Source organism: Pseudomonas sp. ARP3 (assembly GCF_001029595.1).
In the GTDB taxonomy this organism is placed as follows: Bacteria; Pseudomonadota; Gammaproteobacteria; order Pseudomonadales; family Pseudomonadaceae; genus Aquipseudomonas; species Aquipseudomonas rhodesiae.
Genome location: NZ_LEKF01000009.1, coordinates 47,923 through 72,271, shown reverse-complemented (window position 1 = coordinate 72,271; position 24,349 = coordinate 47,923). Strand labels below are relative to the sequence as shown.

Below are 24,349 nucleotides of genomic sequence, written 5' to 3'. Positions count from 1 at the left end.
CTCCTAGTGATAACCGTCTTCGTGGGTGACCTTGCCGCGGAACACGTAGTAGCTCCAGAAGGTGTAGCCCAGGATGAACGGGATGATGAACAAGGTGCCCACCAGCATGAAGCCTTGGCTCTGCGGCGGCGCGGCGGCATCCCAGATCGATACGGACGGCGGCACGATGTTCGGCCACAGGCTGATCCCCAAACCGCTATAGCCGAGGAAAATCAGCACCAACGTCAGCAAGAACGGCGTGTAGTGCGCATTGCGAGCCACCGCGCGGATCAGCCCGTACATGGTCACCAGCACCAGCAGCGGCACCGGCAGGAACCAGAACAGATTTGGCAGGGTGAACCAGCGCGAGGCGATTTCCGGGTGCGATAGCGGGGTCCACAGGCTGACGATGCCGATCACCGCCAGCACCACGAACGCCAGCGGCCGCGCCAGGTTGTGCATCTGTTCCTGCAACTTGCCTTCGGTCTTCATGATCAGCCAAGTGCAGCCGAGCAACGCATAAGCGACGATCAGCGCCACGCCGCAGAACAAGGTGAACGGCGTTAGCCAGTCCAGCGAACCGCCGGCGAACTGGCGATTGACCACCGGAATGCCGTCGATAAATGCCCCCAGCGCCACGCCCTGAAAGAACGTCGCCGCCAGCGAACCGCCGATGAAGGCCTTGTCCCACAGGTGGCGCTTGGCGTCTTTGGCCTTGAAGCGGAACTCAAAGGCCACGCCGCGGAAGATCAGCCCCACCAGCATCAGGATCAGCGGCAGGTACAGCGCCGACAGCACCACCGAATACGCCAGCGGAAACGCGCCGAACAACGCCGCGCCGCCCAGCACCAGCCAGGTTTCGTTGCCGTCCCAGACCGGCGCGACGGTGTTCATCATCACGTCGCGGTCGACCTTGCCCGGAATAAACGGAAAGAGGATGCCGATACCCAGGTCGAAGCCGTCCATCACCACGTACATCATGATGCCGAAGATGATGATCACGGCCCAGATCAGCGGAAGATCAATACCCATCTCAATTCCCCTTATGCTGGATGTGGTCGTGGTGGTCGTCGGTGCCATCGTCGGCCGCCGACAACGGACGCGCCGGTGTGCGTTTCTGGCCAGGGCCGCCGTGGGTCGGTTCAGTACCTTCGTGGGTCACAGGGCCTTTGCGCACCAGGCGCATCATATAGCCCAAGCCCGCACCGAACAGCGCGAAGTACACCACCACGAACAACACCAGGGTGATGGTCATCTGCGCCAGGCTATGCCCAGACGACGCATCCGCCGTGCGCATCAGCCCGTAGACCACCCAAGGCTGACGCCCGATTTCGGTGGTGAACCAGCCGGCTAGGATAGCGATCAACCCCGAGGGGCCCATCCACAGCGCCAGATACAGGAACGGTCTGGAGGTGTACATCTTGTCGCCCCGGCGCAGCCACAGGCTGAACAGACCGGTAAAAATCATCAGGAAACCCAGCCCGACCATGACCCGGAACGACCAGAACACAATGGTCGAATTCGGCCGGTCCTCAGGTGGGAACTCCTTGAGCGCCGGCACCTGTTTATCCAGCGAGTGAGTCAGGATCAGGCTGCCCAGGTACGGAATCTCTACGGCGTACTTGGTTTTTTCTGCCTGCATATCGGGCCAGCCGAACAGGATCAGCGGCGTAGGCTCATTGCCTTTGTTTTCCCAGTGGCCTTCGATCGCGGCGATTTTCGCCGGCTGGTGCTCCAGCGTGTTGAGACCATGGAAGTCACCGATTACCGCTTGGATAGGCGCCACGATCAATGCCATCCACATGGCCATGGAGAGCATCTTGCGGATCGCCGGGTTGTCCTTGCCGCGCAGCAAGTGCCAGGCCGCCGAGGAGCCGACGAAAAACGCCGTCGCCACGAAGGCCGCCGTGGCCATGTGCATCAGGCGATACGGGAACGATGGGTTGAAAATTACCGCCAGCCAGTCGGTGGGAATCACACGGCCGTCGATGATTTCAAAGCCCTGAGGCGTCTGCATCCAGCTGTTGGAAGCCAGGATCCAGAACGTGGAGATCAGTGTACCCACCGCCACCATGACCGTTGAGAAGAAGTGCAGCTTGCGCCCCACCTTGTTCCAGCCGAACAGCATCACGCCGAGGAAACCGGCTTCCAGGAAGAAGGCCGTAAGCACTTCGTACGTCAGCAGCGGCCCGGTAACGGCGCCGGCGAAGTCCGAGAAGCGGCTCCAGTTGGTGCCGAACTGGTAAGCCATAACCAAGCCCGAGACCACCCCCATGCCGAAGTTGACGGCAAAGATCTTCGACCAGAAATGGTAGAGGTCACGGTAGGTGTCGTTATGGGTCTTGAGCCACAACCCTTCCAGCACTGCAAGGTAACTGGCCAGGCCGATGGTGATCGCCGGGAACAGGATGTGGAATGAGATGGTGAACGCGAACTGAATTCGGGCGAGATCTAGCGCCTCCAAACCGAACATAAGTCTTCCTCTGTCAGGTAATACCGGCTGCTGGCGGGAGCCTGCACCCACTGCCCCCACGGATATGGAGTGTGGCGAATTTCAATTCGTTTCTTTTTTTAACCAACCACGTAGGGAGTCTGGCCTTACGGCCCGCCAGAGCAAATCCTGGAAGAAATTTGATCTGGATCAATTACAGCTCAAAGAGTAGTCCCATTTTCTGCGTCCAGTTGTGTGGTCGATTGACGCGTGACAGGCTGCCTCACCCCGGTTCTCGCAACTATTTGTTACAGCTTGATGCTAATCTCGCGGTTCCCTCCGGCCTTGATCTGAATGCCCGATGCCTACTGAACCCGCGTTGCTGTTGCGTCACCACCGCCCTTTTATCGCGTTCTGGCTGGCGCGGATTTTTACCGCCAGCGGCTTCCAGATGCTCACCGTGGCCATTGGCTGGAACCTCTATCAACTGACCGGCAACGTGCTGGACCTGGGCTTGGTCGGCTTGGTGGAGTTCGTGCCGCGCGTGCTGTTTATGCTGCACACCGGCCATGTGGCCGACCGCTATGAGCGACGTAAAGTCGCGGCCATCTGCCAGACCGTACAGGCGTTGATCGCGCTGTCCCTGGCCATTGGTGGCCTGACCGGCACCGTGACCCGCGAGATGATCTTTATCCTCGCCTTCCTGCTCGGTGCCGCGCGCTCCTTTGAATTGCCCACCACGCAAGCGCTGCTGCCGAGCATCGTGCCCAGCACGCTGTTCCCGCGCGCCGTGGCGTCGTCGCAGTCGGCTCAGCAACTGGCCACCATCGTCGCCCCGGCGCTGGGCGGTCTGCTCTATGCGTTTGGCAGCGTGTGGGTGTATGGCCCCACCGTGGTGCTGTACCTGATCGCCTGCGCGCTGACCCTCAACCTGCCTGCCCGCCAGACCCCGCTGAACAAAGGCAAGGCCACTCTGGATTCACTGCTGGCCGGCATCCGTTTTATCCGCAGCCGCCCGGACATCCTCGGCGCCATCTCCCTGGACCTGTTCGCCGTGCTGCTGGGCGGCGCCACCGCGTTGCTGCCGGTGTTCGCCAAAGACATCCTGCTGACCGGCGCCTGGGGCCTGGGCCTGTTGCGCTCGGCGCCGGCGGTGGGGGCATTGCTGATGTCGTTGTGGCTGGCGCGTTTCTCGGTGGACCGACATGTCGGCCGCGTGATGTTCACCGCCGTCGGGGTATTCGGTGTGGCGACCATCGCTTTCGGCCTATCGACGTCATTCTGGTTTTCCCTGGCGGTGCTGGTGGTGTTGGGCGCGGCGGACATGATCAGCATGGTGATCCGCGCCTCGTTCGTGCAGTTGGAGACGCCGGACGAAATGCGCGGGCGCGTCAGCGCCGTCAACGGCCTGTTTATCGGCGCGTCGAATCAACTGGGCGAATTCGAATCCGGCATCACCGCCCACTGGTTCGGCACCGTCCCCGCCGTGGTCATGGGCGGGATCGGCACCCTCGTGGTGACCGGGGTGTGGATCAAACTATTCCCCACCCTGGCCAAGCGGGATCGCATGCATGTGCCAGAACCGGTTTCCCCGCCCACCGCCTAACCTTTATGGCAGCAAGGTCAATGTGGGAGAGCACTTGCCCTCGATAGCGGTGTAACTGTCGAGGCATCTATTGACTGAAACACCGCCATCGGGGGCAAGCCCCCTCCAAAACCGGCCTAACAGCCACCGCATAGCCACTATGGCAATAAGGTCCAATGTGGGAGAGGGCTTGCCCTCGATGGCGGTGTAACAGTCGAAGCATAAATTGACTGAAATACTGCTATCGGGGGCAAGCCCCCTCCCACACCGGTCTCACGCCCACCGCATAACCACTATGGCAATAAGCCCCCTCCCACACCGGCCTCACAGCCACCGCATAGCCACTATGGCAATAAGGTCCAATGTGGGAGAGGGCTTGCCCTCGATAGCGGTGTAACAGTCGAAGCATAAATCGACTGAAACACCGCCATCGGGGGCAAGCCCCCACATTTCAAAGCACCTTATCCAGGGTGATCGGGAAGTCCCGCACCCGCTTGCCGGTGGCGTGGTACACCGCATTGGCCACTGCCGCCGCGACGCCGACGATGCCGATTTCCCCGACGCCTTTGGACCCCAGCGCATTGACGATCTCGTCGTGTTCTTCGACGAATACCACATCAATGTCGCCGATATCGGCATTCACCGGGATGTGGTACTCGGCCAGGCTGTGGTTCATGTAGCGGCCCAGTTGATGGTCGATCTGGGTCTCTTCGTGCAGGGCCATGCCGATACCCCACACCACGCCGCCGAGGATCTGGCTGCGGGCCATCTTCGGGTTGACCACGCGCCCGGCCGCAATTGCGCTGACCACGCGGCTGACCTTGATAGTGCCGAGGTCTTCATCCACGCGCACTTCGACGAATACCGCCGAATGGGTGGCGGTAGCATAGCCTTCGCGTTTTTTGTCCGGCTCGCTGTCTACCTGCACCTCCAGGGCATCCTCACCGCTGTCCTTGACCAGCTGCGCCAACGACACGCTCACGTCACGCGCGTGCAGTTGCCCATCCTCAAAGCGCACCGTCTCAGCGTCCTTGAACACCGGATAGGTCTGCCGCGCCACGCTCAACAGTTTGGCGGCCAAGGCTTCGCAGGCTTGTTGCACAGCGGTGCCCACCGAGGAAACAGTGAACGAGCCGCCCTGCAACGGCGCGGTGGGCAGCGACGAGTCGCCGAGCACGAAACGCACGTCGTCCACGGCTACCCCGCTGGCCTGGGCGGCGATCTGGGTCATCACCGTGTAGGTGCCGGTGCCGATATCGGTGGTGGCGCTGCTCACCACGAGCTTGCCCTCGGCATCGATTCGCGCCTTGGCGCTGGCCTTCATTTGCATGGCCTCCCACACCCCGCCGGCCATGCCCCAGCCCACTAATTGGCGGCCGTCGCGCATGCTGCGCGGTTCCGGGTTGCGCTGGCTCCAGCCGAAGCGCTCGGCGCCTTCGGTGTAACACTCGCGCAGGGCTTTGCTCGACCAGGGTTTGTCTTCGTTCTGGTTACGCTCGGCGTAGTTGATCAGGCGCAGTTGCACCGGGTCGATCGCCAAGGCGCAGGCCAGTTCGTCCATGGCGCACTCCAGGCCGATCACCCCGAGGGCGGCGCCGGGCGCGCGCATGTCCAACGGCGTGAACACATCCAGCGGCACCAACTTATAGGTCAACTGCACGTTGTCGCAGTGATAGAGCATGCCGCTCCACTCCACCACGTGTTCACTGAAGTCCTCGAAACGCGAGGTCTGGCCAATCGCCGTGTGCCCCAACGCCAGCAGGCGGCCGTTGGTGGCGGCGCCCATTTGCAAGCGCTGCAGGGTGCGTGGGCGGTAGCCGAAGGTGAACATCTGTTGACGGGTCAGGGTCACGCGAACCGAGCGTTTGAGCGCCAGCGACGCCATCACCGCCAGGGGTAACTGGTACTGCGGGCGCAGGCCGGAACCAAAAGCGCCGCCGACAAACGCGGCGAACACCCGCACCTGGCTTTTATCCAGGCCGAACACTTTCTGCACATAGGCCTGACAGTTCTGCGGGCCCTGGGTTTTGTCATGGATATGCAGCGTGCCGTCCGCCTGGTACAGCACGGTGCTGGCGTGGGGTTCCATGGGGTTGTGATGTTCGATGGGGGTGCTGTAGTGCACGTCCAGGCTGACGGCGGCAGCAGTCCACTCGGCCTGGAAATTCCCGCGCGGCGCGGGCGGTGTCTGTGGCGAGGGATGGGCCTCGGCCTGCTGGGCGACGAGATCGGTCTCGAATTCATCGCGCTCGTACTCGATGCGCACCAGGGAACCGGCATGTCGCGCCAGCTCCAGGTTGTCGGCAATCACCAAGGCCAGGGGCTGGCCGCTGTACAGCACGCGGTCGTTGTACAGCGGGCGAAACGGCGAACCATCGGCGGCATCGGCATCGGCAAACGCGTCGTCATAGCTGGCCAGCCGCGGCCGGTTGCTGTGATCGAGCACCATGACCACACCCGGCAGAGCCAGAGCCTTGGACGCATCAATACGAACCACGCGGCCCTTGGCGATCGTGCTGGACACCACGCTGCCATGCAGCAGGCCCTGCTGCGCAAATTCGCCGGCATAGCGCGCCTGGCCGGTGACTTTAAGCAGACCGTCGACACGGTCCAGGGGTTTTCCGACGGCACTCATGGGCGTTCTCCTGCGACAGCGGCATCGCTCAAGGCGCGGATAATTGCGCGCCGTGCCAGCTTGACCTTGAAAGCGTTGTGTTCCAGCGGCTCGGCGTCCTGCAACATCGCATCGGCGGCGAGGCTAAAGGTTTCGCGGCTGACGGCCTGCCCGATCAATCCCGCTTCCACCGCGCGGTCGCGCCAGGGTTTATGGGCCACGCCGCCCAGGGCCAGGCGCGCGTCGACGATCACATCGCCGTCCAACTCCAGAGCGGCAGCCACCGACACCAACGCGAACGCGTAGGACGCCCGGTCACGGATCTTCAGATAATGGCTGTGCCGCGCCAGATGGTCGGCAGGCAATTCAATAGCAGTGATCAGTTCATCGTCGGCCAGCTGGTTGTCCCGTTGCGGCGCATCGCCGGGCAAACGGTGGAAGTCGGCGAACTCGATGACCCGCGCACCGCCGCGCCCTTGCACATGCACCCGCGCCTCCAGCGCCGCCAGGGCCACGCACATGTCGGACGGATGAGTCGCCACGCACTGCGCGCTGGCGCCGAGAATCGCATGGATGCGATTCAACCCGGTGCGCGCCGGGCAACCGCTGCCGGGTTCGCGTTTATTGCAAGGCACGCTGGCGTCGTAGAAGTAATAGCAACGGGTGCGCTGCAACAGGTTGCCGCCGGTGCTGGCCATATTGCGCAGTTGCGGCGAGGCACCGGCGAGGATGGCTTGGGACAGCAACGGATAACGCTGTTCGATCAAGGGGTGCCAAGCCAGATCAGCGTTGCTGACCAGCGCGCCAATGCGCACGCCACCCTCGGCGGTGGGCTCGACGCCATGCAGCGGCAGGCCGGTGATGTCGATCAGGTGCTCGGGGCGGCTGATGTTTTCTTTCATCAGGTCCAGCAGGTTGGTACCGCCGGCAATAAAACGCGACGCGGCACTGCTCAAGTGCACGGCTTCGTGCACGTCGGACGGTTTGCTGTACTGGAACGGGTTCATTGCTCGCCTCCCGCCGTACGGCAGGCCGGCAGGGCCTCTTCAATCGCATCGCGAATATTGCTGTAGGCGCCGCAGCGGCACAGGTTACCGCTCATCAGTTCCTGGATTTGCGCGCTGTCGTGGGCGCGGCCTTCGTTGGCCAGGCCGACGGCGGAGCAGATCTGGCCAGGGGTGCAATAACCGCACTGGAAAGCATCGTGCTTGATGAAGGCTTGTTGCATGGGGTGTAACTGGTCGCCACTGGCCAGCCCTTCGACGGTGGTCAACTCGGCACCGTCGCACATCACCGCCAGGGTCAGGCACGCGTTCACGCGCTTGCCGTCGCGCAATACGGTGCAGGCACCGCATTGGCCGTGGTCGCAGCCTTTCTTGCTGCCGACCAGATCCAGTTGTTCGCGCAGCAGGTCCAGCAGCGTGGTCCAGGGCAACACGTCCAGTTGGCGGGCCTGCCCATTGAGGGTCAGGCGTATCGAGTGGCGGGCAAACGGCTGGGCCGCCGCGCCTTGGGGGGTTGCGCTCATAAACACCTCACGGGTTGGTCTGCATCCGCGGCGTTCAGGAAAATCGCCGTCTCAGGGGTACGACTTCCCGGGGTTTTGAGCGTTCAAGATGATTGATCAGCGGATATTGAGCTGGGTCTTCAAGGTGTTTCGCGGGGGGTTGATCGAGGAATTGCTGTATTCGAACCAGCCTGGGGCCTGCACATCCATTTCGAATACATAGATGTAGCCCATCAGTGTCCCCGCGCCGTTGCACGCCTGGCTGATGCTGCCAACCTGGCACACCGGGGTGCGCTGGCCGTTCAGTACGGCGCCATTGAACAGCCCCACCGGGTTGTTGCCCAGCCCCACTTCCATCACCGACACCTGGGTGGGCCCACGGTGCGTGCACATCTGCGTGGAGGTGATGCGTTCGGGGATGCTTTCCTTGCAGCGCGCCGACTCGACCTGAAACACGCGCACCTCGCTCAAGGCCGGTGCAGTCGCGCCCCACACCGGTGCCGCGCCGAGCCACAGGCTGATAGCGGTGATCGGAGCTAGACTCCACGCGTTGGCTTTTTTCATGCTGTCGATGACCGTGAATTGAACGTCGGCGCAGTATGCCTCAAGCCCATGCGCCACACAGCCTCGGCTGCTGGTATGATGCGCCGCTTTTTCCGATCCTCTCTGAAACCACAGGCGCTTGGCGCAGTTTGTGCTTTGACTTAGAGGTCAACAAATCACGACGCAAAATAGCGTCACAGGGAGCCGGCATGCTGGAAAAGCTGTTTCAACTCAAAGCACACAACACCAACGTGCGCACCGAGATTCTCGCGGGCATCACGACATTCCTGGCCATGGCCTACATCCTGTTCGTGAACCCGAGCATCCTCGGTGAAACCGGCATGGACAAAGGCGCGGTGTTCGTCGCGACCTGCCTGGCGGCCGCCATCGGTTCGACCGTGATGGGCCTGATCGCCAACTACCCGATCGCGCTGGCACCAGGCATGGGCCTCAATGCCTTCTTTACCTACACCGTGGTGCTGCACATGGGCCATACCTGGCAAGTGGCACTGGGGGCGGTGTTCATTTCGGCGGTGCTGTTCTTTCTGCTGTCGATCTTTCGCATCCGTGAGTGGATCATCAACAGCATCCCTTTGCCGTTGCGTTCGGCGATTGCTGCCGGCATCGGCCTGTTCCTGGCGCTGATCGCCCTGCACAACGCCGGTATCGTAGTCAGCAACCCGGCCACCATGGTTGGCCTGGGCGACTTGAAACAACCGGCGCCGATCCTCGCCACCCTGGGCTTTGCGCTGATCGTCGCGCTGGAAGCCCTGGCCGTGCGCGGTGCGGTGCTGATCGGCATCCTGGCGGTGACCATCGTGTCGATTGTGATGGGCTTCACCCCATTCGGCGGCGTGACCTCGATGCCACCGTCCCTGGCCCCGACCTTCCTGCAGTTGGACATCAAGGGCGCACTGGATATCGGCCTGGTCAGCGTGATCTTCGCCTTCCTGTTCGTCGACCTGTTCGACAACTCCGGCACCCTGATCGGCGTGGCCAAGCGCGCCGGCCTGATGGGCAAGGACGGCCACATGCCAAAAATGGGCCGTGCACTGATCGCCGACAGCACCGCAGCCATGGCCGGTTCGCTGCTGGGCACCTCGACCACCACCAGCTACATCGAATCCGCCGCAGGCGTCAGCGCCGGTGGCCGTACCGGTTTGACTGCCATCGTAGTGGCGATCCTGTTCCTGCTCGCACTGTTCTTCTCGCCGTTGGCCGCCAGCGTTCCGGCTTTCGCCACCGCGCCGGCGCTGCTGTTCGTCGCCGTACTGATGACCTCCGGCCTGGCTGAAATCGACTGGGACGACATCACTGTGGCAGCGCCGGTGGTGATCACCGCCCTGGCGATGCCCTTTACTTACTCCATCGCCAACGGCATCGCCTTCGGTTTCATCGCTTGGACCGCCATCAAGCTGCTTTCGGGCCGCTACCGTGAGCTGAACCCGGCGCTGGTGATTCTGTCGATTCTGTTCGTGATCAAGCTGGGCTGGTTCAACGCATGACTTTTGACGCCGCACGCTACACCGCTCAACTGCAAGACAAGGTCACGCGCCTGCGTGACCTGCTCGCTCCGTTCGATGCGCCCGAGCCGCAGGTGTTCGACTCGCCGCTGCAGCACTTCCGCCTGCGCGCGGAATTCCGCCTGTGGCGCGAGGGCGGTGAGCGCCACTACGCGATGTTTTCCCAGGACGATAAGCGCACGCCGATCCTGATCGAAGACTTCCCTATCGCCAGCGCTCGCATCAACCAACTGATGCCGCAGCTCAAGGCCGCCTGGCAAACCAGCGCCGCCCTGAGCCACAAACTGTTTCAGGTGGAGTTCCTCACCACCCTGGCCGGCGATGCGATGATCACCCTGTGCTATCACCGCCCGCTGGACGAGCACTGGCACGCGGCGGCCAACCAGCTCGCCGCTGACCTGAACGTGAGCATCATCGGCCGCTCCAAGGGCAAACGCGATGTGATCGGCCACGATTACGTGGTAGAGAAACTCGAAGTCGGCGGCCGCACCTTCAGCTATCGTCAACCCGAAGGCGCGTTCACCCAGCCCAACGGCACGGTGAACCAGAAGATGCTCAACTGGGCCTACGAGGCTTTGGGCGATCGCCCGGACGATCTGCTGGAGCTGTATTGCGGCAACGGCAATTTCACCCTGCCCCTGGCCACCCGCGTGCGCAAAGTGCTGGCCACCGAGATCAGCAAGACCTCGGTAAACGCGGCACTGAGCAATCTCGATGAAAACGCGGTGGATAACGTCACCTTGGTGCGCCTGTCCGCCGAAGAACTCACCGAAGCCCTCAACGAAGTGCGCCCGTTCCGCCGTCTGCACGGTATCGATCTGAAAAGCTACGAGTTCGGCAGCGTGTTTGTGGACCCGCCGCGTGCCGGCATGGACCCGGACACCTGCGAATTGACCCGGCGTTTCGACAACATCCTGTACATCTCTTGCAACCCGGAGACCCTGGCGGCCAACATCGCCCAACTGCATGACACCCACCGCATTACCCGGTGTGCGATGTTTGATCAGTTTCCGTGGACGCACCATATGGAATCGGGTGTGTTGCTGACCCGACGCTAAACGTTCCATTGCTCCATGCGCGGCCGCCCGAGCCATTGGCTAAGCGGCCGCGCAGCGGGCTATAGCTGCCCTTCCTTGATTAACGGTTCGATAATCGAACACATGCCGCGCTGGCAATTGACCAAATTAACCATCCGGTACATTTTATCTCCACAACCAACAAGAACTGTGGAGATACCCCCTCATGCCGCCCATCGTGCTGGTGCTCAATGGCCCCAATCTCAACCTGCTCGGCACCCGCGAACCCGCCACCTACGGGCATGAAACCCTAGCCGACGTGGCGGCCCTCTGCGGCCGCAGCGCCGAGCAACTGGGGCTTAAAATCGAATTCCGCCAAACCAACCACGAAGGCGAGCTGCTCGACTGGATCCACGGCGCCCGCGCGCGCTGCGCCGGTATCGTGATCAACCCTGCCGCCTGGACCCACACGTCGGTGGCAATCCGCGATGCGCTGGTAGCCAGCGAAGTGCCGGTGATCGAAGTGCATTTATCCAATGTGCATACCCGTGAGGCGTTTCGGCATCATTCATTTGTGTCGCCCATCGCCAAAGCGGTATTGGCCGGTTTTGGCAGCCACGGCTACCACCTGGCCCTGGAACATTTCAGCCATCTGCTCAAAGGACGTGCCTGATGAAACCGCGCATTCTTGCCGGCCTGATTGGCGCTGGCATCCAGGCCTCCCGCACACCCGCTTTGCACGAACAGGAAGGCGATGCCCAGGGCCTACGCTACCTGTACCAACTGATCGACCTTGATCCCTTGGGCCTGGATATCAAGGCCCTGCCCGACCTCCTACGCGCCGCCGAGCTGATGCACTTTACCGGGCTGAACATTACCTACCCGTGCAAGCAGGCGATTCTGCCGCTGCTGGATGAATTGTCCGACGAAGCCCGAGGCATCGGCGCGGTGAATACCGTGGTGTTCAAGGACGGCAAACGCATTGGCCACAACACCGATTGCCTGGGGTTTGCCGAAGGTTTCCGGCGCAACCTCAATGACGTGCCGCGCCAGCGTGTGGTGCAGATGGGTGCCGGCGGTGCAGGCGCGGCAGTGGCGCATGCACTGCTGGCTGAAGGGGTGGAGCAGTTGAGTGTTTTCGATGTGGACGCCATCCGCGCCCGCGACCTTGTGGATAACCTCGCACAGCGTTTCGGCAGCGGCCGCGCTCAAGTCGGCGGCGGCCTGGAGAACGCCATGGCCGAAGCCGATGGCCTGGTCAACACCACGCCGATGGGCATGGCCAAGCTTCCCGGTACACCGGTGCCGGCGGCGCTGTTGCGCGCTCATCTGTGGGTAGCGGAAATCGTCTACTTCCCGCTGGAAACCCAACTGCTACGGGATGCTCGCGCCCTGGGTTGCCGCACGCTGGACGGCGGCAATATGGCAGTGTTCCAGGCGGTGAAAGCATTTGAATTGTTCAGCGGTAAAGTGCCGGATGCGCAACGCATGCTGACGCACTTCAAAAGCATGAATACCTGACTGACAAGACCAGATCACCATGTGGGAGGGGGCAAGCCCCCTCTCACTTGGTATGCATTCCAACCTGAGGCCTCAGGCTTGCAGGTAGCGCATCACTGAGTCGCAGAGCATATCGCGGTGGCGCTGTTTAACCGCCTCATCCGACAGTTCGATCTGAAAGATCTCACTGAACGTATGGCGGTTGGACACCCGGTAAAAACTGAACGAGTTGATCAGCAGGTGCACATCCAACGGCTCCAGGCCTTCGCGGAACAGGCCCATTTCGGCGCCTCGGCGCAAGGTGGCGCCCAGGGCTTCGAGGATGTTGCTGTTCATGGCCTTGATCGAGTCCGAACGCTTCACATATTCAGCGTTGTGGATATTTTCGATGCTGACGATGCGCACAAAATCCACGTTCTGATCGTGGTGATCAAAGGTGAATTCCACCAGCCGACGGATCGCTTCACGGGGCTCCAGCGCCGTGAGGTTCATGCGGGTTTCGGTATTGCGGATATCGCCGTAGAGCTTTTCCAGTACCTCGACGTACAGCTGCTCCTTGCTGCCGAAGTAGTAATAGATCATGCGCTTGGAGGTGTGGATGCGTTCGGCGATGGCGTCTACGCGCGCGCCGGCCAAGCCCTGCTGAACAAACTCGACAATGGCTTCTTGCAGTATGTTTTCGCGGGTCTTTTCTGGATTGTTCTTACGACTCTTGCGCGGTGCGTCTGACACTGCGGGGAGTTCGGGACTCGACGTCATGGTGCTCACGGCCATTGTTGTTAGGCAGGCCGCGATTATGGGCCGGGGCGCTCCCCGAAGGAAGCACCCGGCCAGGGTTCACAGCCGCGCCTGGCGCACCGCGCCACTGCGCGACTTGGCCATCGCCGCCAGGCGTACCGCCACATTGGCCGCGCCGTAACCGGCGTAGCCGTTTTTGCGCTGGATGATCTCGAAGAAAAACCGTCCTTCGAAGGGCTCGGTGTAGACGTGAAACAACTCACCGCCCTGAGCGTCGCGGTCGTACAACACGTTGTAGTACGCCAGCTCGCTGAGGAACTCGTCATCGAAATCAAAGCGCGCCGCCAGGTCGTCGTAATAATTGAGCGGGATATCCAGCAATGGCACGCCGGCCTCTTTGGCTCTGCGCACCTCGGCGAAAATATCCGCACAGTCGAAGGCAATGTGATGCACCCCCGAGCCCCGATAGCTCGATAGCGCGTGGGAGATGGCAGTGTTGCGGTTTTCGGAGATATTCAGCGGCAAGCGAATCGAACTGCAGCGGCTACGCAATGCGCGGCTTTTCACCAGGCCGTAGGGGTCGGGTAGCACCACTTCGTCGTCGGCTTCGAAATCCAGCAGGCTCTTGTAGAACAGCACCCAACTGTCGAGGCTGTCGGCAGGCAGGGCCATGGCCATATGGTCGATGCGCAGCAGGCCGCCGCCGCAAGCCGTGGTCGGTTGCAGGTTGAAGTCGGTGTCGTAGAGCCCGCCTTCGCTGGGGTCCACCAGGTAAATCAGACTGCCGTCCGGCGCACGCACCGCCGCCAGCTCCAGCTCGTTCGGCCCGACCAGGCCGCGATAAGGCTGGCCTTTATAAGCCACCGCGCGTTCCAGTGCCTTGGCGCTGTCCTTTACCCGCAGCGCCGTGGCGCACAGCGACGGCCCATGGGCTTCGAAAAAATTGTGGGCGAAGGAATACGGCTCGCAATTGAGGATCAGGTTGATATCGCCCTGGCGCAGCAGGCTGACGGCCTTGGAGCGATGCTGCCCAGCCTTGACGAAGCCCAGACGCTCCAACCAGTGGGAGAGCTTGGCGCCGAGGCTTTCATCCACGGCAAATTCGAGGAACTCGATGCCGTCGTACTCGCTGGCGGGCGGCGTTTCGAACAGGATATCCAGCGGTGCGGCCGGCTGTTCCTCGGCCAGGCGCTGACGGGTTTTCTCCTCCAGGTACAACAACGAGCGCAGCCCGTCGGCGGCATTGGCGCGGGTCGGCGCGGCACGGAAACCATCGTTGAAGATTTCCAGGGACAGCGGCCCGGTGTACCCACTTTTGATAATCGGCGCCAGAAACCCGGCCAGGTCGAACTCGCCCTGCCCCGGGAAGCAACGGAAATGGCGGCTCCACTCCAACACATCCATGGCCAGGATCGGCGCATCGGCCATTTGCACGAAGAAGATCTTGTCGCCAGGGATCTGCGCGATGGCGCTCGGGTCGCCCTTGAGTGACAACGTGTGGAAACTGTCGAGCAACACGCCCAGGCTCGGATGATCCACCTGACGCACCAGGTTCCATACCTGCTGCCAGGTGTTCACATGCTTGCCCCAGGCCAGGGCTTCATAGCCGATGCGCAAGCCTCGTCTGCCGGCGTGTTCGGCCAGCAGGCTCAAGTCATCCCGCAGAATGGATTCGTCGCCCACGCAATCGGCCGAGGCATTGCTGCACACCAGCACCAGGTCGGTGCCCAGCTCCTGCATCAGATCGAACTTGCGCTCGGCCCGCTCCAGATTGCGCGCCAGGCGGTCGCGGCGGCAGCCTTCAAAGTCGCGAAACGGCTGGAACAAGGTGATAGCGATGCCCAGGTCGGCGCACATCTGCCGCACTTCCCGCGGGCTGCCGTCGTAATACAACAGGTCGTTCTCGAAGATTTCCACCCCATCGAACCCGGCGGCGGCAATGGCTTCGAGCTTTTCCGGCAGGGTGCCGCTCAAGGAAACGGTGGCGATGGAACGTTGCATGGAAAACTCCCGGCAATGGTTGTTTATGGCAAATTATTCGCCCCCAGCCTAACGGCAGCAATTAAAATGTACGAACCGGTTAGTTTTTCGGGCGATTATCGAACACTATGCCCTTCTGGCGAATTGACGATTTTTTAACCGCTGCGCACCATCGATCAGGTAACAAACGTTCACAAAAGACCCAGATCACACCATAAAAATTTCAAAAAACGGGTACGACCTCATGCCTCTGCAAAACTCCGTCCTGGCCGAGCGCCCAGGCATGCCGCATGCCGGCATCGGCAGCAAGATCCGCGGCGCCCTGGCCGTGGGTAAAACCCGCTGGGGCATGCTGGCCCTGGTGTTCTTCGCCACCACGCTGAACTACATCGACCGCGCCGCCCTGGGCGTGATGCAGCCGATCCTAGCCAAGGAAATGAGCTGGACGGCGATGGACTACGCCAACATCAACTTCTGGTTCCAAGTCGGCTACGCCATCGGGTTTGTGCTGCAGGGTCGCTTGATCGACCGAGTTGGCGTCAAGCGCGTGTTCTTCTTCGCAGTATTGCTGTGGAGCCTGGCCACCGGCGCCCACGGCCTGGCCACCTCCGCCGTAGGCTTTATGGTCTGCCGCTTTATCCTCGGCCTGACCGAAGCCGCCAACTACCCGGCCTGCGTCAAGACCACCCGTCTGTGGTTCCCCGCTGGCGAGCGGGCAGTGGCGACCGGCATCTTCAACGCCGGCACCAACGTCGGCGCGATGATGACGCCGATGTTGCTGCCGCTGATCTTGCACGTATGGGGCTGGCAGGCGGCGTTCCTGTGCATGTCGGCACTGGGCGGCATCTGGCTGGTGTGCTGGGGCCTGAAGTACTACAACCCAGAAGATCATCCAACGGTTAAACAATCCGAATTGGACTACGTGCAACAAGAACCCGAACCGGAACAACCGCGCGTGCCCTTCAGCCGTATCCTGCGCATGCGTGGCACCTGGGCCTTTGCCCTGGCCTATTCGCTGACCGCGCCGGTGTTCTGGTTCTACCTGTACTGGCTGCCACCGTTTTTGAACCAGCAATACAACCTGGGCATCAACGTGACGCAGATGGGCATCCCGCTGATCATCATTTATCTGACAGCCGACTTCGGCAGTGTGGGTGGGGGGATTCTCTCCTCGTTCTTGATCGGCCGGGGGATGAACTCGATCAAGGCACGGTTGCTGTCGATGCTGCTGTTTGCCTGCTGCATCGTCGGCGTGATCATGGCGGCCGGCTCCAGCCAGCTGTGGGTGGCGGTGTTTGCCATCTCCCTGGCCATCGGTGCGCACCAGGCCTGGACCGCGAATATCTGGAGCCTGGTGATGGACTACACGCCCAAGCACATGATGAGCACGGTGTTCGGCTTTGGCGGCATGTGCGCGGCCATCGGCGGCATGTTTATGACCCAGATCGTCGGCCATATCCTGACCGTGACTAACAACAACTACACCGTGTTGTTCACCCTGATCCCGGCGATGTACTTCATCGCGCTGACCTGGATGTACTTCATGGCGCCGCGCAAGATTCCCAAAGTCGACGTTTGACTCACCGCCGCCGCTGCTGCCAGGCAGCGGCCAACCCGCTCATGCAGATCACCCCGATGCCGACCACCGTGGTCATATCGGGGGTATGGGCAAACACCAGCCAGCCCAGTAAACCCGCGAAGACGATCTGGCAATAGCCGAACGGCGCCAGCAAGGCCGGCGCCGCAAAGCGGAACGCCTGGGTCAGCATCAAGTGCGCAGTCATGCCACAGGTGCCCAAGGCCAGCATCATCACGCCGTGCCACAGGGTCGGCACCTGCCAGAAGAACGGCACCAGCGCACTCATCACCAAGGTATTGCACAGCCCGGCGAAAAAGTTGCTGGTGGTGGGGGTGTCGTATTGGCTGAGGATGCGCGTCAGCAACTGGTAAAAGCAGAAGAACATCGCCGAACACAACGGCAGCAGCACCGCCGGCGTGAACAGTTCGCCACCGGGGTGGATGATCACCACCACGCCGATAAACCCGCAGATCACCGCCAGCCATTGGCCGCGTGTCACATGCTCACCCAGCAGCGGCACCGAGAGCGCCGTCACCAGAATCGGTGCGAGGAAGTTCACCGCAGTGGCTTCGGCCAGCGGGATGTAATGCAGCGCAGTGGTAAAGAACAGGCTGGTACCCAACAGACACAACGCGCGTACCACCTGCATCCCCGGCCGTTTGCTGCGCAGCACGCGCAACCCCGATTGCGGCAGGAAGATCCCGGCCATCAGCACCGTGTGCACCACATAGCGTGCCCACACCACCATAACAATCGGGTAGAACCCGGCGAGGTATTTGGACAGCGCGTCGTGGCTGGAAAACAGAAAAGTCGCCACCACAATCAGCAGGATGCCTTTGAAAGGATGGTTGACGCCGGACAGCGGGGTACTGACAGTCATGGAATTCTCTTGCGTGGCGGGCTTAACGCTGAGCACTGAACGAGGCCGCGCTCAACCCGGTAATCTAGCAGGCGGGCCGCAGCCTGCCCCGAGAGCATAACCAAACACCGGGCGAACAGCGCACTAAATCATGGGAATCGAGTCCAAGCCTGCACGTCGCCTTCCCGTTGCACATTTTTTAATCAAGGCTTTGCCGCTATGAAAAAAACTCTCTTTGTTCTCTCCACCCTCGCCTTGCTCGCCGCCTGTAACCAGGAGGCCAAGCAAGCGCCGAAACCCGCGCCCGCGTCGGTGCAAGCGACCCTGGTTCCGCCAACCCCACCAACCGATCAGTGGGTGGGCAAATGGGTCGGCGTCGAAGGCCTGCACCTGACCATCGCCAAGGACGACAGCATCGGCCGCGGTCATTACATCCTCACCATGCAATACGGCCTCGACGCCGATGACAGCGGCACCTTCAAGGGTGAGGCGGCCGAAGACGGGATCGCCTTCAACCGTCCGGACGGCCCGCAACTGCTGCGCGCCGGTGATGGCGCGGCGACCGGCCTCAAATGGCTGGCGGACAAGAAAGACTGCCTGGTTGTGGTGACCGGCGAAGGGTATTGCCGCGATTAACGGCCATACTCATCTCAATATTTTGTAGGACCGTTCATCAAGAGGATTGCCCCATGCTATGGAAAAAAGGCCGACGCAGCGACAACGTGGTGGATGCCCGCAATGACAGTGGCGGTGGCGGCGGGATGCGCTTCGGCGGCGGCAAGGGCCTGAGCCTCACGGCCATTGTGCTGATTGTCGGTATCGGCTGGTTGACCGGCCAGGACCCGATGCAAATCCTCGGCCAGTTGACCGGTCAGATGGAGCAGGCGCCGTCGGTCAGCACCCAGACGCGCCAGGCGCCACCGGCCAACGATGAGCAGGCCGATTTCGTCCGCGCAGTGCTGGGCGACACCGAGGACACCTGGGGCCAGGTGTTCAAGGAGAATGGCAAAACCTACCAGAACCCCAAGCTGATTCTGTTCCGTGGCCGGGTCAATTCCGCCTGCGGCGGCGCCACTTCGGCGAGCGGTCCGTTTTATTGCCCGGCTGACCAGCAGGTGTACCTGGACCTGGACTTCTTCCGAGAAATGTCCCAACGCTTCCAGGCCGCTGGCGACTTCGCTCAGGCTTACGTGATCGCCCACGAAGTCGGGCACCACGTGCAGACCTTGCTCGGCATCTCGGCGAAGATCCAGGCCGCGCGCCAGCAAGGCCTGCAAATGCAGGGCGACGGAGGGCTGTTGGTGCGTCAGGAACTGCAAGCCGACTGCTTTGCCGGCGTGTGGGCCAACCGCGCACAAAAACGCCTGAACTGGCTGGAACCGGGGGACATCGAAGAAGCCCTGAACGCAGCCAACGCCATCGGCGATGACCGTTTGCAGCAGCAAGGCCAGGGTCGCGTGGTGCCGGATTCGTTCACCCATGGCACCTCCGCGCAGCGGGTGCGCTGGTTCAAGGCCGGCTTCGCCCAAGGCCAGATCAGCCAGTGCGACACCTTTAACGCCAAGAGCCTGTAAATGCATAAACGCTCGGGATTGCTGCTGGGTATGTACCTGGCCTGCTCTACCGCCGGGGCCGTCGAGCATGGGGTCAAGGTAGTCAGCCCTGAGCGTTTCCAGCTGGAGGCCGGCGCCTTAAGCCTGGGTGTAAGCCAGGACTGGGGCCAGCCGCTGCCCCATGTCACCCGCGTGCTGATCGTCGTGCACGGTCGCCTGCGCAATGCGCAGACCTACCTGCACAGTGCCGAAGCCGCCGCCGAACAGGCGGGCCAGGCCGATACGACGCTGGTAATCGCCCCGCAGTTTCTCAACGAGGCCGATGCGCAGCGCAATCACTTGGACAACAGGGTGCTGCGCTGGAAAGGCAATGAGTGGATGGCCGGCGAACCGTCCACGGGCGCAGATCGCGTCAGTTCCTACGGCGCGCTGGACCAACTGATCGAGCATCTGGGGGATCGCCGGTTGTTTCCGGCACTCAAGGAAATCGTGGTCGCCGGTCATTCCGGCGGCGGCCAAGTGGTGCAGCGCTTTGCCCTTCTCGGTCATGACCATCCGGCCTTGCATCACGAAGGCATCCGCCTGCGTTATGTGGTGGCCAATCCATCGTCCTACGCCTACTTCAGCCCGCAACGGCCCGTGCCGTTCGACGCGGCGACCTGCCCCGGTTTCGACGACTGGAAATACGGCCTGCAAAAACTGCCGACCTACGCCAACGGCCAAAACGCCGCGCAACTTGAGCAAACCTATGTGTCACGCACCATCACGTATCTGCTCGGCCAACAAGACACCAACCCCAACCACCCCGCGCTGGATAAAGGCTGCGAGGCCGAGGCCCAGGGCGCCTATCGGCTGATTCGCGGGCACAACTATTTTGACTACCTCCAGCAACGCCATCCGCAGCTGCGCCAAGAACTGGTGGAAGTGCCAGGGGTGGGGCATAACGGCGATGGTATGCTCAGATCACCCGAAGGCCAGAAAGTACTGTTTCCCCAGCTTTAACTGAACAAACCGGCCCAACCTGTGGGAAGGAACTAGCACCCGATAGCCGTAGGTACCCACACAACCCTCAAAGGCTGAAATAACTCTGTGGTGAACTCGGCTGTTTGTAGTGAGCTGGGCTTGTTGTGGTGAGCTGGGCTTAATGTGGTGACCTGAGCTTATTGTGGTGACCTGGCCTTGCTTTGGTGACCGGGCTTGTTGTGGTGAGCGGGCTTGCCCCGCGCTGGGTTGCGAAGCAGCCCCATTCCAGGCGATGTGGTTTCAACTGACACTCCGAGGTGCCTGACTTTGGGGCCGCTTCGCAGCCCAGCGCGGGGCAAGCCCGCTCACCACAAGAGCCTCATCTACTGAGGTGATGGTTCACTGAAGGTGGGTAGGGAGCCATGCCCCGTTAGCGCTGGGTCAGTCACCCCAGCTATTGCTGACTCACCGTTGTGGTGACCTGGCCTTGATGTGGTGAGCGGGCTTGCCCCGCGCTGGGTTGCGAAGCAGCCCCATTCCAGGCGATGTGGTTTCAACTGACACTCCGAGGTGCCTGAGTTTGGGGCCGCTTCGCAGCCCCATTCCAGGCGATGCGGTTTCAACTGACACTCCGAGGTGCCTGAGTTTGGGGCCGCTTCGCAGCCCAGCGCGGGGCAAGCCCGCTCACCACAAGAGCCTCATCTACTGAGGTGATGGTTCACTGAAGGTGGGTAGGGAGCCATGCCCCGTTAGCAGTGGGTCAGTCAACCCAGCTGTTGTTGACTTACCGTCATCGGGGCAGGTCGAATCGGCACATCGCCCCTCCCACCTTTGATAGTCATTGCCTGGGCTGGATCATCCGGTGCAGTGCCGCGCAGTCTGCGGCATGCCAGTCCGTCAACTCGGGCCACGGGTTCTCCGGCAGGTTTACCAGCACGGTCCGCGTTCCCGCCGCACGGCCGCAATCGAGGTCGAAGCGGTAATCCCCAACCATCACCATCTCTTCCGGCGCTACCTGCCATGCCGCTGCCAGCTTCAGCAGGCCCCCCGGTTCCGGTTTGGGCGGTGCGTCTTCGCGGCCCAGCACATCGTCGGCGGCGAAGCAGTCGGCCAGGCCGATGGCCTGCAACGTAACGTGGGCCAGTTCCCGTGCGTTGCGGGTCAGGATGCCCAGGCGATAACCGCGCACAGCCAACTCGCGCACCAGTTCCACCGCACCGTCCGCTGCCACCGAGCCCAGCGCCAGTTCACGCTCATGCTCCAGTAACCAGGCATGTTTGGTCGCCGCCACCTCGGCCGGCAATGCCGCCAGGTGGGTGAGGATGTCGTCCTCGGGTGGAATCTCCAGGGCCACGCGGATGGCGGCGAAATCATGCACAGCCACCGTGAGGGTGCCGTCCATATCGAAGACCCAGTGCTTAACGTCCGTCAGGCTCATGCCCAATCCTTGCGATGGCGGATCAGCCCTTCCTGGGTTACCGACGCCACCAACTGCCCGGCGCGGTTGAACACGCTGCCACGGGAGAAGCCTCGGGAGTTGCCGGCCCACGGGCTATCCATGGCGTAGAGCAGCCAATCGTCGGCGCGCAGATCGGCGTGGAACCACAGCGCATGATCGAGGCTGGCGACCTGCATGTCTTTCTGCCACACGGTCTTGCCGTGGGGCAGCAACGAGGTGGTCAACAGGCCGAAGTCCGACGCGTAGGCCAGCAGGTATTTATGCAGCGCCGGCGCATCGGCCAGGGCGCCGTCGGCACGAAACCACACGTACTTGACCGGGTCGGACGGCTGCGGGTTGTAGGGATCTTTTTCAGTGACGGGGCGCACTTCGATCGGCTTGGCGCACAGCAGTTTGTCGCGCATGGGCTCGGGGATCAGGTGCGCACGCTGGCGTGTCAGCTCCAGCTCCGATGGCAGGTTTTCCGGGCCCACCACTACGGGCATGGTGCTCTGGTGCTCGAAGCCTGCTTCGTCGTACTGGAACGAGGCGCTGCATGTAAAAATCGGCTGCCCCTTCTGGATTGCCGTGACCCGGCGCGTACTGAAGCTGCCGCCGTCGCGCACGCGGTCCACCGAGTACACCACCGGCAACCCCGCATCGCCGGGGCGCAGGAAGTAACCGTGCAGGGAGTGCACATGCCGCGCTTCTTCGACGGTCTGGCTGGCCGCCGACAACGACTGGCCGAGCACCTGGCCACCGAACAACTGGCGAAAACCCAGGTCCTGGCTGCGGCCGCGAAAGAGGTTTTCCTCAATCGGCTCCAGCGTCAGCAGGTCCACCAGATCTTCCAATACTTGGCTCATTGAGCAACTCCTAAAAACGATAGGGCATTCCGGGCTGCTTATCCGTGCAGCGTGTCCAACCATTGGGCGCGGGTGATGCGGTACAAAACATGATGACGCAGCGGGTCGTCGGCCGCGACTTTGGGGTGGTCGAAATCGGCTTGCGGATCGTAATGCATACCGATGGCCTGCATGACTTTTTGTGAAGGCAGATTGGCCTCAGTGGTGAAGGCGACGATTTCATCCAACTGCAATCGATCGAAGCCACACCGCAGCGCAGTCCAGGCCGCTTCACTGGCGTAGCCCAGGCCCCAGTGCTCGCGCGCCAGACGCCAGCCAATCTCCACCGCCGGGGTGAAGCCGGTTTCAAAGCTGACGTTCTGCAACCCGGTGAGGCCGATAAACTCGCCAGTGTCCTTGCGCTGCAAAGCCCAGAAACCAAAACCATATTCGGCGAAATGCCCACGGATGCGCCCGATCAAGGCGGCACTCTCCAGATGGCTCAACCGGGCCGGAAAATAGCGCATCACCTGAGGGTCGTCGCACATACTCGCAAACACCTTGAGGTCTTTGTCGCGCCACTGGCGCAGCACCAGCCGCGCGCTTTCCAATTCCAGTATCGGCTCCATGGGGCCCCCTCCCTTGCCATGTGCGTGAGTGTACAGCGCTGTTAAGATCCGTCGCAGGTTCCCGTCAGAAAATTCCATGCCATTGCCACTGATTTACCACGATGACTACAGCCCCGAGTTCCCGGCAGACCACCGGTTCCCGATGGATAAATTCCGCCTGCTGCGCGACCACCTGGTGGCCAGCGGCCTGACCGAAGACCACCAACTGCTGCGCCCGTCATTGTGCCCGCCGCAGATTCTGGCCCTGGCCCATGAACCTGGGTATATCGAACGCTACATGAGCGGCGAGTTGTCCCGCGAAGACCAACGGCGCCTCGGCCTGCCCTGGAGCGAAGCCCTGGCCCGGCGCACGGTGCGGGCGGTCGGCGGCTCGATTCTGACCGCCGAAAAAGCCCTGGAACACGGCCTGGCCTGCCACTTGGCGGGCGGCACCCACCATGCCCATTACGATTACCCGGCTGGCTTTTGCATTTTCAATGACCTGGCGGTGATCAGCCGTTACCTGCTGGAAAGCGGCCGGGTCAACCGCGTGCTGATATTCGACTGCGACGTGCACCAGGGCGACGGCACTGCACGCATCCTGCACGACACACCGGAAGCGATCACCGTGTCGCTGCACTGCGAAAAAAACTTCCCGGCACGCAAGGCCCATAGCGACTGGGACATCCCGTTGCCCATGGGCATGGGCGATGTCGACTACCTCAAGGTGGTCGATGACGCCCTCAACTACCTGCTGCCGCTGTATCAGCCCGACCTGGTGCTATACGACGCCGGCGTGGATGTGCATAAGGACGACGCCCTCGGTTACCTCAAGCTGACAGACCCGGGCCTGGCCGACCGTGATGAACGCGTAATGCGTCACTGCCTGGGCCGTGACATCCCGGTGATGGGCGTGATCGGCGGCGGCTACAGCAAAGACCGCGCCGCCCTGGCCCGCCGCCACGGCATCCTGCACCACAGTGCGCAGCGGGTATGGGCGTCATCAGGCTGTCATTGAACCGTGGGCCGTTACCCACAATGCCTGTGGAACGGCCTGTGGATAACTTGAGCGTAAGCGTCTACGAGCC

At 62.0% G+C, this 24,349-nt stretch carries 22 protein-coding genes; 10 read left to right on the top strand and 12 right to left on the bottom strand.

All coding sequences use genetic code 11. The annotated features are described in order from the left end of the window. Nucleotides 1-3: 3 nt before the first annotated feature. Together cydB and ABX75_RS12710 are read right to left on the bottom strand one after the other, a co-directional pair. Entirely contained in the window at nt 4-1,011 is a 1,008-nt protein-coding gene (gene cydB, locus ABX75_RS12715; RefSeq protein WP_047882027.1) for a cytochrome d ubiquinol oxidase subunit II, read from the bottom strand. A 1-nt stretch (nt 1,012) separates the two neighbouring features. Next, nucleotides 1,013-2,452, bottom strand: a complete 1,440-nt coding sequence (locus ABX75_RS12710; protein ID WP_034115175.1) for a cytochrome ubiquinol oxidase subunit I — start codon at nt 2,450-2,452, stop codon at nt 1,013-1,015. Nucleotides 2,453-2,771: 319 nt separating this feature from the next. Between ABX75_RS12710 and ABX75_RS12705 the strand changes: the two genes are divergently transcribed. Beyond that, complete coding sequence (locus tag ABX75_RS12705; RefSeq protein ID WP_034100853.1) at nt 2,772-4,016, top strand: MFS transporter; 1,245 nt, start codon at nt 2,772-2,774, stop codon at nt 4,014-4,016. Between the two features lie 430 nt (nt 4,017-4,446). On the opposite strand, the gene ABX75_RS12700 is transcribed toward ABX75_RS12705, so the two are convergent. The 4 genes from ABX75_RS12700 to ABX75_RS12685 all read right to left on the bottom strand — a co-directional run bounded on the left by ABX75_RS12700 (nt 4,447) and on the right by ABX75_RS12685 (nt 8,680). Continuing rightward, nucleotides 4,447-6,630 (bottom strand): xanthine dehydrogenase family protein molybdopterin-binding subunit, encoded by a 2,184-nt coding sequence (locus ABX75_RS12700; RefSeq protein WP_047882026.1) that lies wholly within the window; start codon nt 6,628-6,630, stop codon nt 4,447-4,449. Beyond that, the gene (locus ABX75_RS12695) at nt 6,627-7,616 is read right to left on the bottom strand and encodes a xanthine dehydrogenase family protein subunit M (RefSeq protein ID WP_034115178.1); all 990 of its coding nucleotides are present in this window, start codon (nt 7,614-7,616) and stop codon (nt 6,627-6,629) included. Before ABX75_RS12695 ends, ABX75_RS12700 begins: the two co-directional genes overlap by 4 nt. Then, nucleotides 7,613-8,137: a (2Fe-2S)-binding protein gene (locus ABX75_RS12690; RefSeq protein ID WP_034115179.1), complete on the bottom strand. Its 525-nt coding sequence runs from the start codon at nt 8,135-8,137 to the stop codon at nt 7,613-7,615. The genes ABX75_RS12695 and ABX75_RS12690 overlap by 4 nt, the downstream gene beginning before the upstream one ends. 96 nt (nt 8,138-8,233) lie before the next feature. Continuing rightward, the gene (locus tag ABX75_RS12685) at nt 8,234-8,680 is read right to left on the bottom strand and encodes a DUF4879 domain-containing protein (RefSeq protein ID WP_034100948.1); all 447 of its coding nucleotides are present in this window, start codon (nt 8,678-8,680) and stop codon (nt 8,234-8,236) included. Nucleotides 8,681-8,868: 188 nt separating this feature from the next. Between ABX75_RS12685 and ABX75_RS12680 the strand changes: the two genes are divergently transcribed. The 4 genes from ABX75_RS12680 (at nt 8,869) to ABX75_RS12665 (ending at nt 12,719) form a co-directional block, all read left to right on the top strand. After that, nucleotides 8,869-10,164, top strand: coding sequence for an NCS2 family permease (locus ABX75_RS12680; protein ID WP_034100857.1), 1,296 nt, complete (start codon nt 8,869-8,871; stop codon nt 10,162-10,164). Next, nucleotides 10,161-11,240 (top strand): tRNA (uridine(54)-C5)-methyltransferase TrmA, encoded by a 1,080-nt coding sequence (trmA, locus tag ABX75_RS12675; protein WP_047882025.1) that lies wholly within the window; start codon nt 10,161-10,163, stop codon nt 11,238-11,240. Before ABX75_RS12680 ends, trmA begins: the two co-directional genes overlap by 4 nt. A 184-nt stretch (nt 11,241-11,424) precedes the next feature. Next, the gene (gene aroQ / locus ABX75_RS12670) at nt 11,425-11,871 is read left to right on the top strand and encodes a type II 3-dehydroquinate dehydratase (protein ID WP_034100859.1); all 447 of its coding nucleotides are present in this window, start codon (nt 11,425-11,427) and stop codon (nt 11,869-11,871) included. Further along, the gene (locus ABX75_RS12665; protein ID WP_034100860.1) at nt 11,871-12,719 is read left to right on the top strand and encodes a shikimate dehydrogenase; all 849 of its coding nucleotides are present in this window, start codon (nt 11,871-11,873) and stop codon (nt 12,717-12,719) included. The genes aroQ and ABX75_RS12665 overlap by 1 nt, the downstream gene beginning before the upstream one ends. A gap of 72 nt (nt 12,720-12,791) precedes the next feature. On the opposite strand, the gene ABX75_RS12660 is transcribed toward ABX75_RS12665, so the two are convergent. Together ABX75_RS12660 and quiC are read right to left on the bottom strand one after the other, a co-directional pair. After that, nucleotides 12,792-13,457: a TetR/AcrR family transcriptional regulator gene (locus tag ABX75_RS12660; protein WP_034100949.1), complete on the bottom strand. Its 666-nt coding sequence runs from the start codon at nt 13,455-13,457 to the stop codon at nt 12,792-12,794. Nucleotides 13,458-13,535: 78 nt separating this feature from the next. Beyond that, entirely contained in the window at nt 13,536-15,437 is a 1,902-nt protein-coding gene (gene quiC, locus ABX75_RS12655) for a 3-dehydroshikimate dehydratase QuiC (protein WP_047882024.1), read from the bottom strand. 223 nt (nt 15,438-15,660) lie between these two features. Between quiC and ABX75_RS12650 the strand changes: the two genes are divergently transcribed. Beyond that, nucleotides 15,661-16,995 carry an MFS transporter gene (locus ABX75_RS12650; protein ID WP_034100862.1) on the top strand — a complete coding sequence of 445 codons (1,335 nt, stop codon included), beginning with the start codon at nt 15,661-15,663 and terminating at the stop codon, nt 16,993-16,995. 1 nt (nt 16,996) lies between these two features. On the opposite strand, the gene ABX75_RS12645 is transcribed toward ABX75_RS12650, so the two are convergent. Next, a complete protein-coding gene (locus ABX75_RS12645) occupies nt 16,997-17,875 on the bottom strand; it encodes a DMT family transporter (RefSeq protein WP_034100863.1) in 879 nt (292 codons plus the stop codon). Nucleotides 17,876-18,073: 198 nt separating this feature from the next. Here ABX75_RS12645 and ABX75_RS12640 point away from each other — a divergent pair, with 198 nt between their 5' ends. From ABX75_RS12640 to ABX75_RS12630, 3 genes are read left to right on the top strand one after another with little or no spacing between them, the layout of a single operon-like run. After that, nucleotides 18,074-18,490, top strand: coding sequence for a membrane lipoprotein lipid attachment site-containing protein (locus ABX75_RS12640; protein ID WP_034100864.1), 417 nt, complete (start codon nt 18,074-18,076; stop codon nt 18,488-18,490). Nucleotides 18,491-18,543: 53 nt separating this feature from the next. Further along, entirely contained in the window at nt 18,544-19,428 is an 885-nt protein-coding gene (locus ABX75_RS12635) for a neutral zinc metallopeptidase (protein WP_034100865.1), read from the top strand. After that, entirely contained in the window at nt 19,429-20,409 is a 981-nt protein-coding gene (locus ABX75_RS12630) for a hypothetical protein (protein WP_034100866.1), read from the top strand. It abuts the gene before it with no gap. Nucleotides 20,410-21,208: 799 nt separating this feature from the next. Here the strand turns inward: ABX75_RS12630 and ABX75_RS12625 are convergent. The 3 genes from ABX75_RS12625 to ABX75_RS12615 are packed head-to-tail and all read right to left on the bottom strand — an operon-like array spanning nt 21,209 to nt 23,282. Continuing rightward, entirely contained in the window at nt 21,209-21,808 is a 600-nt protein-coding gene (locus ABX75_RS12625) for an HAD family hydrolase (RefSeq protein WP_047882023.1), read from the bottom strand. After that, entirely contained in the window at nt 21,805-22,674 is an 870-nt protein-coding gene (gene tesB / locus ABX75_RS12620) for an acyl-CoA thioesterase II (RefSeq protein ID WP_034100868.1), read from the bottom strand. The genes ABX75_RS12625 and tesB overlap by 4 nt, the downstream gene beginning before the upstream one ends. A 38-nt stretch (nt 22,675-22,712) precedes the next feature. After that, entirely contained in the window at nt 22,713-23,282 is a 570-nt protein-coding gene (locus tag ABX75_RS12615; protein WP_047882022.1) for a GNAT family N-acetyltransferase, read from the bottom strand. 76 nt (nt 23,283-23,358) lie between these two features. Between ABX75_RS12615 and ABX75_RS12610 the strand changes: the two genes are divergently transcribed. After that, nucleotides 23,359-24,279: a histone deacetylase gene (locus tag ABX75_RS12610; protein ID WP_047882021.1), complete on the top strand. Its 921-nt coding sequence runs from the start codon at nt 23,359-23,361 to the stop codon at nt 24,277-24,279. Nucleotides 24,280-24,349 lie beyond the last annotated feature (70 nt).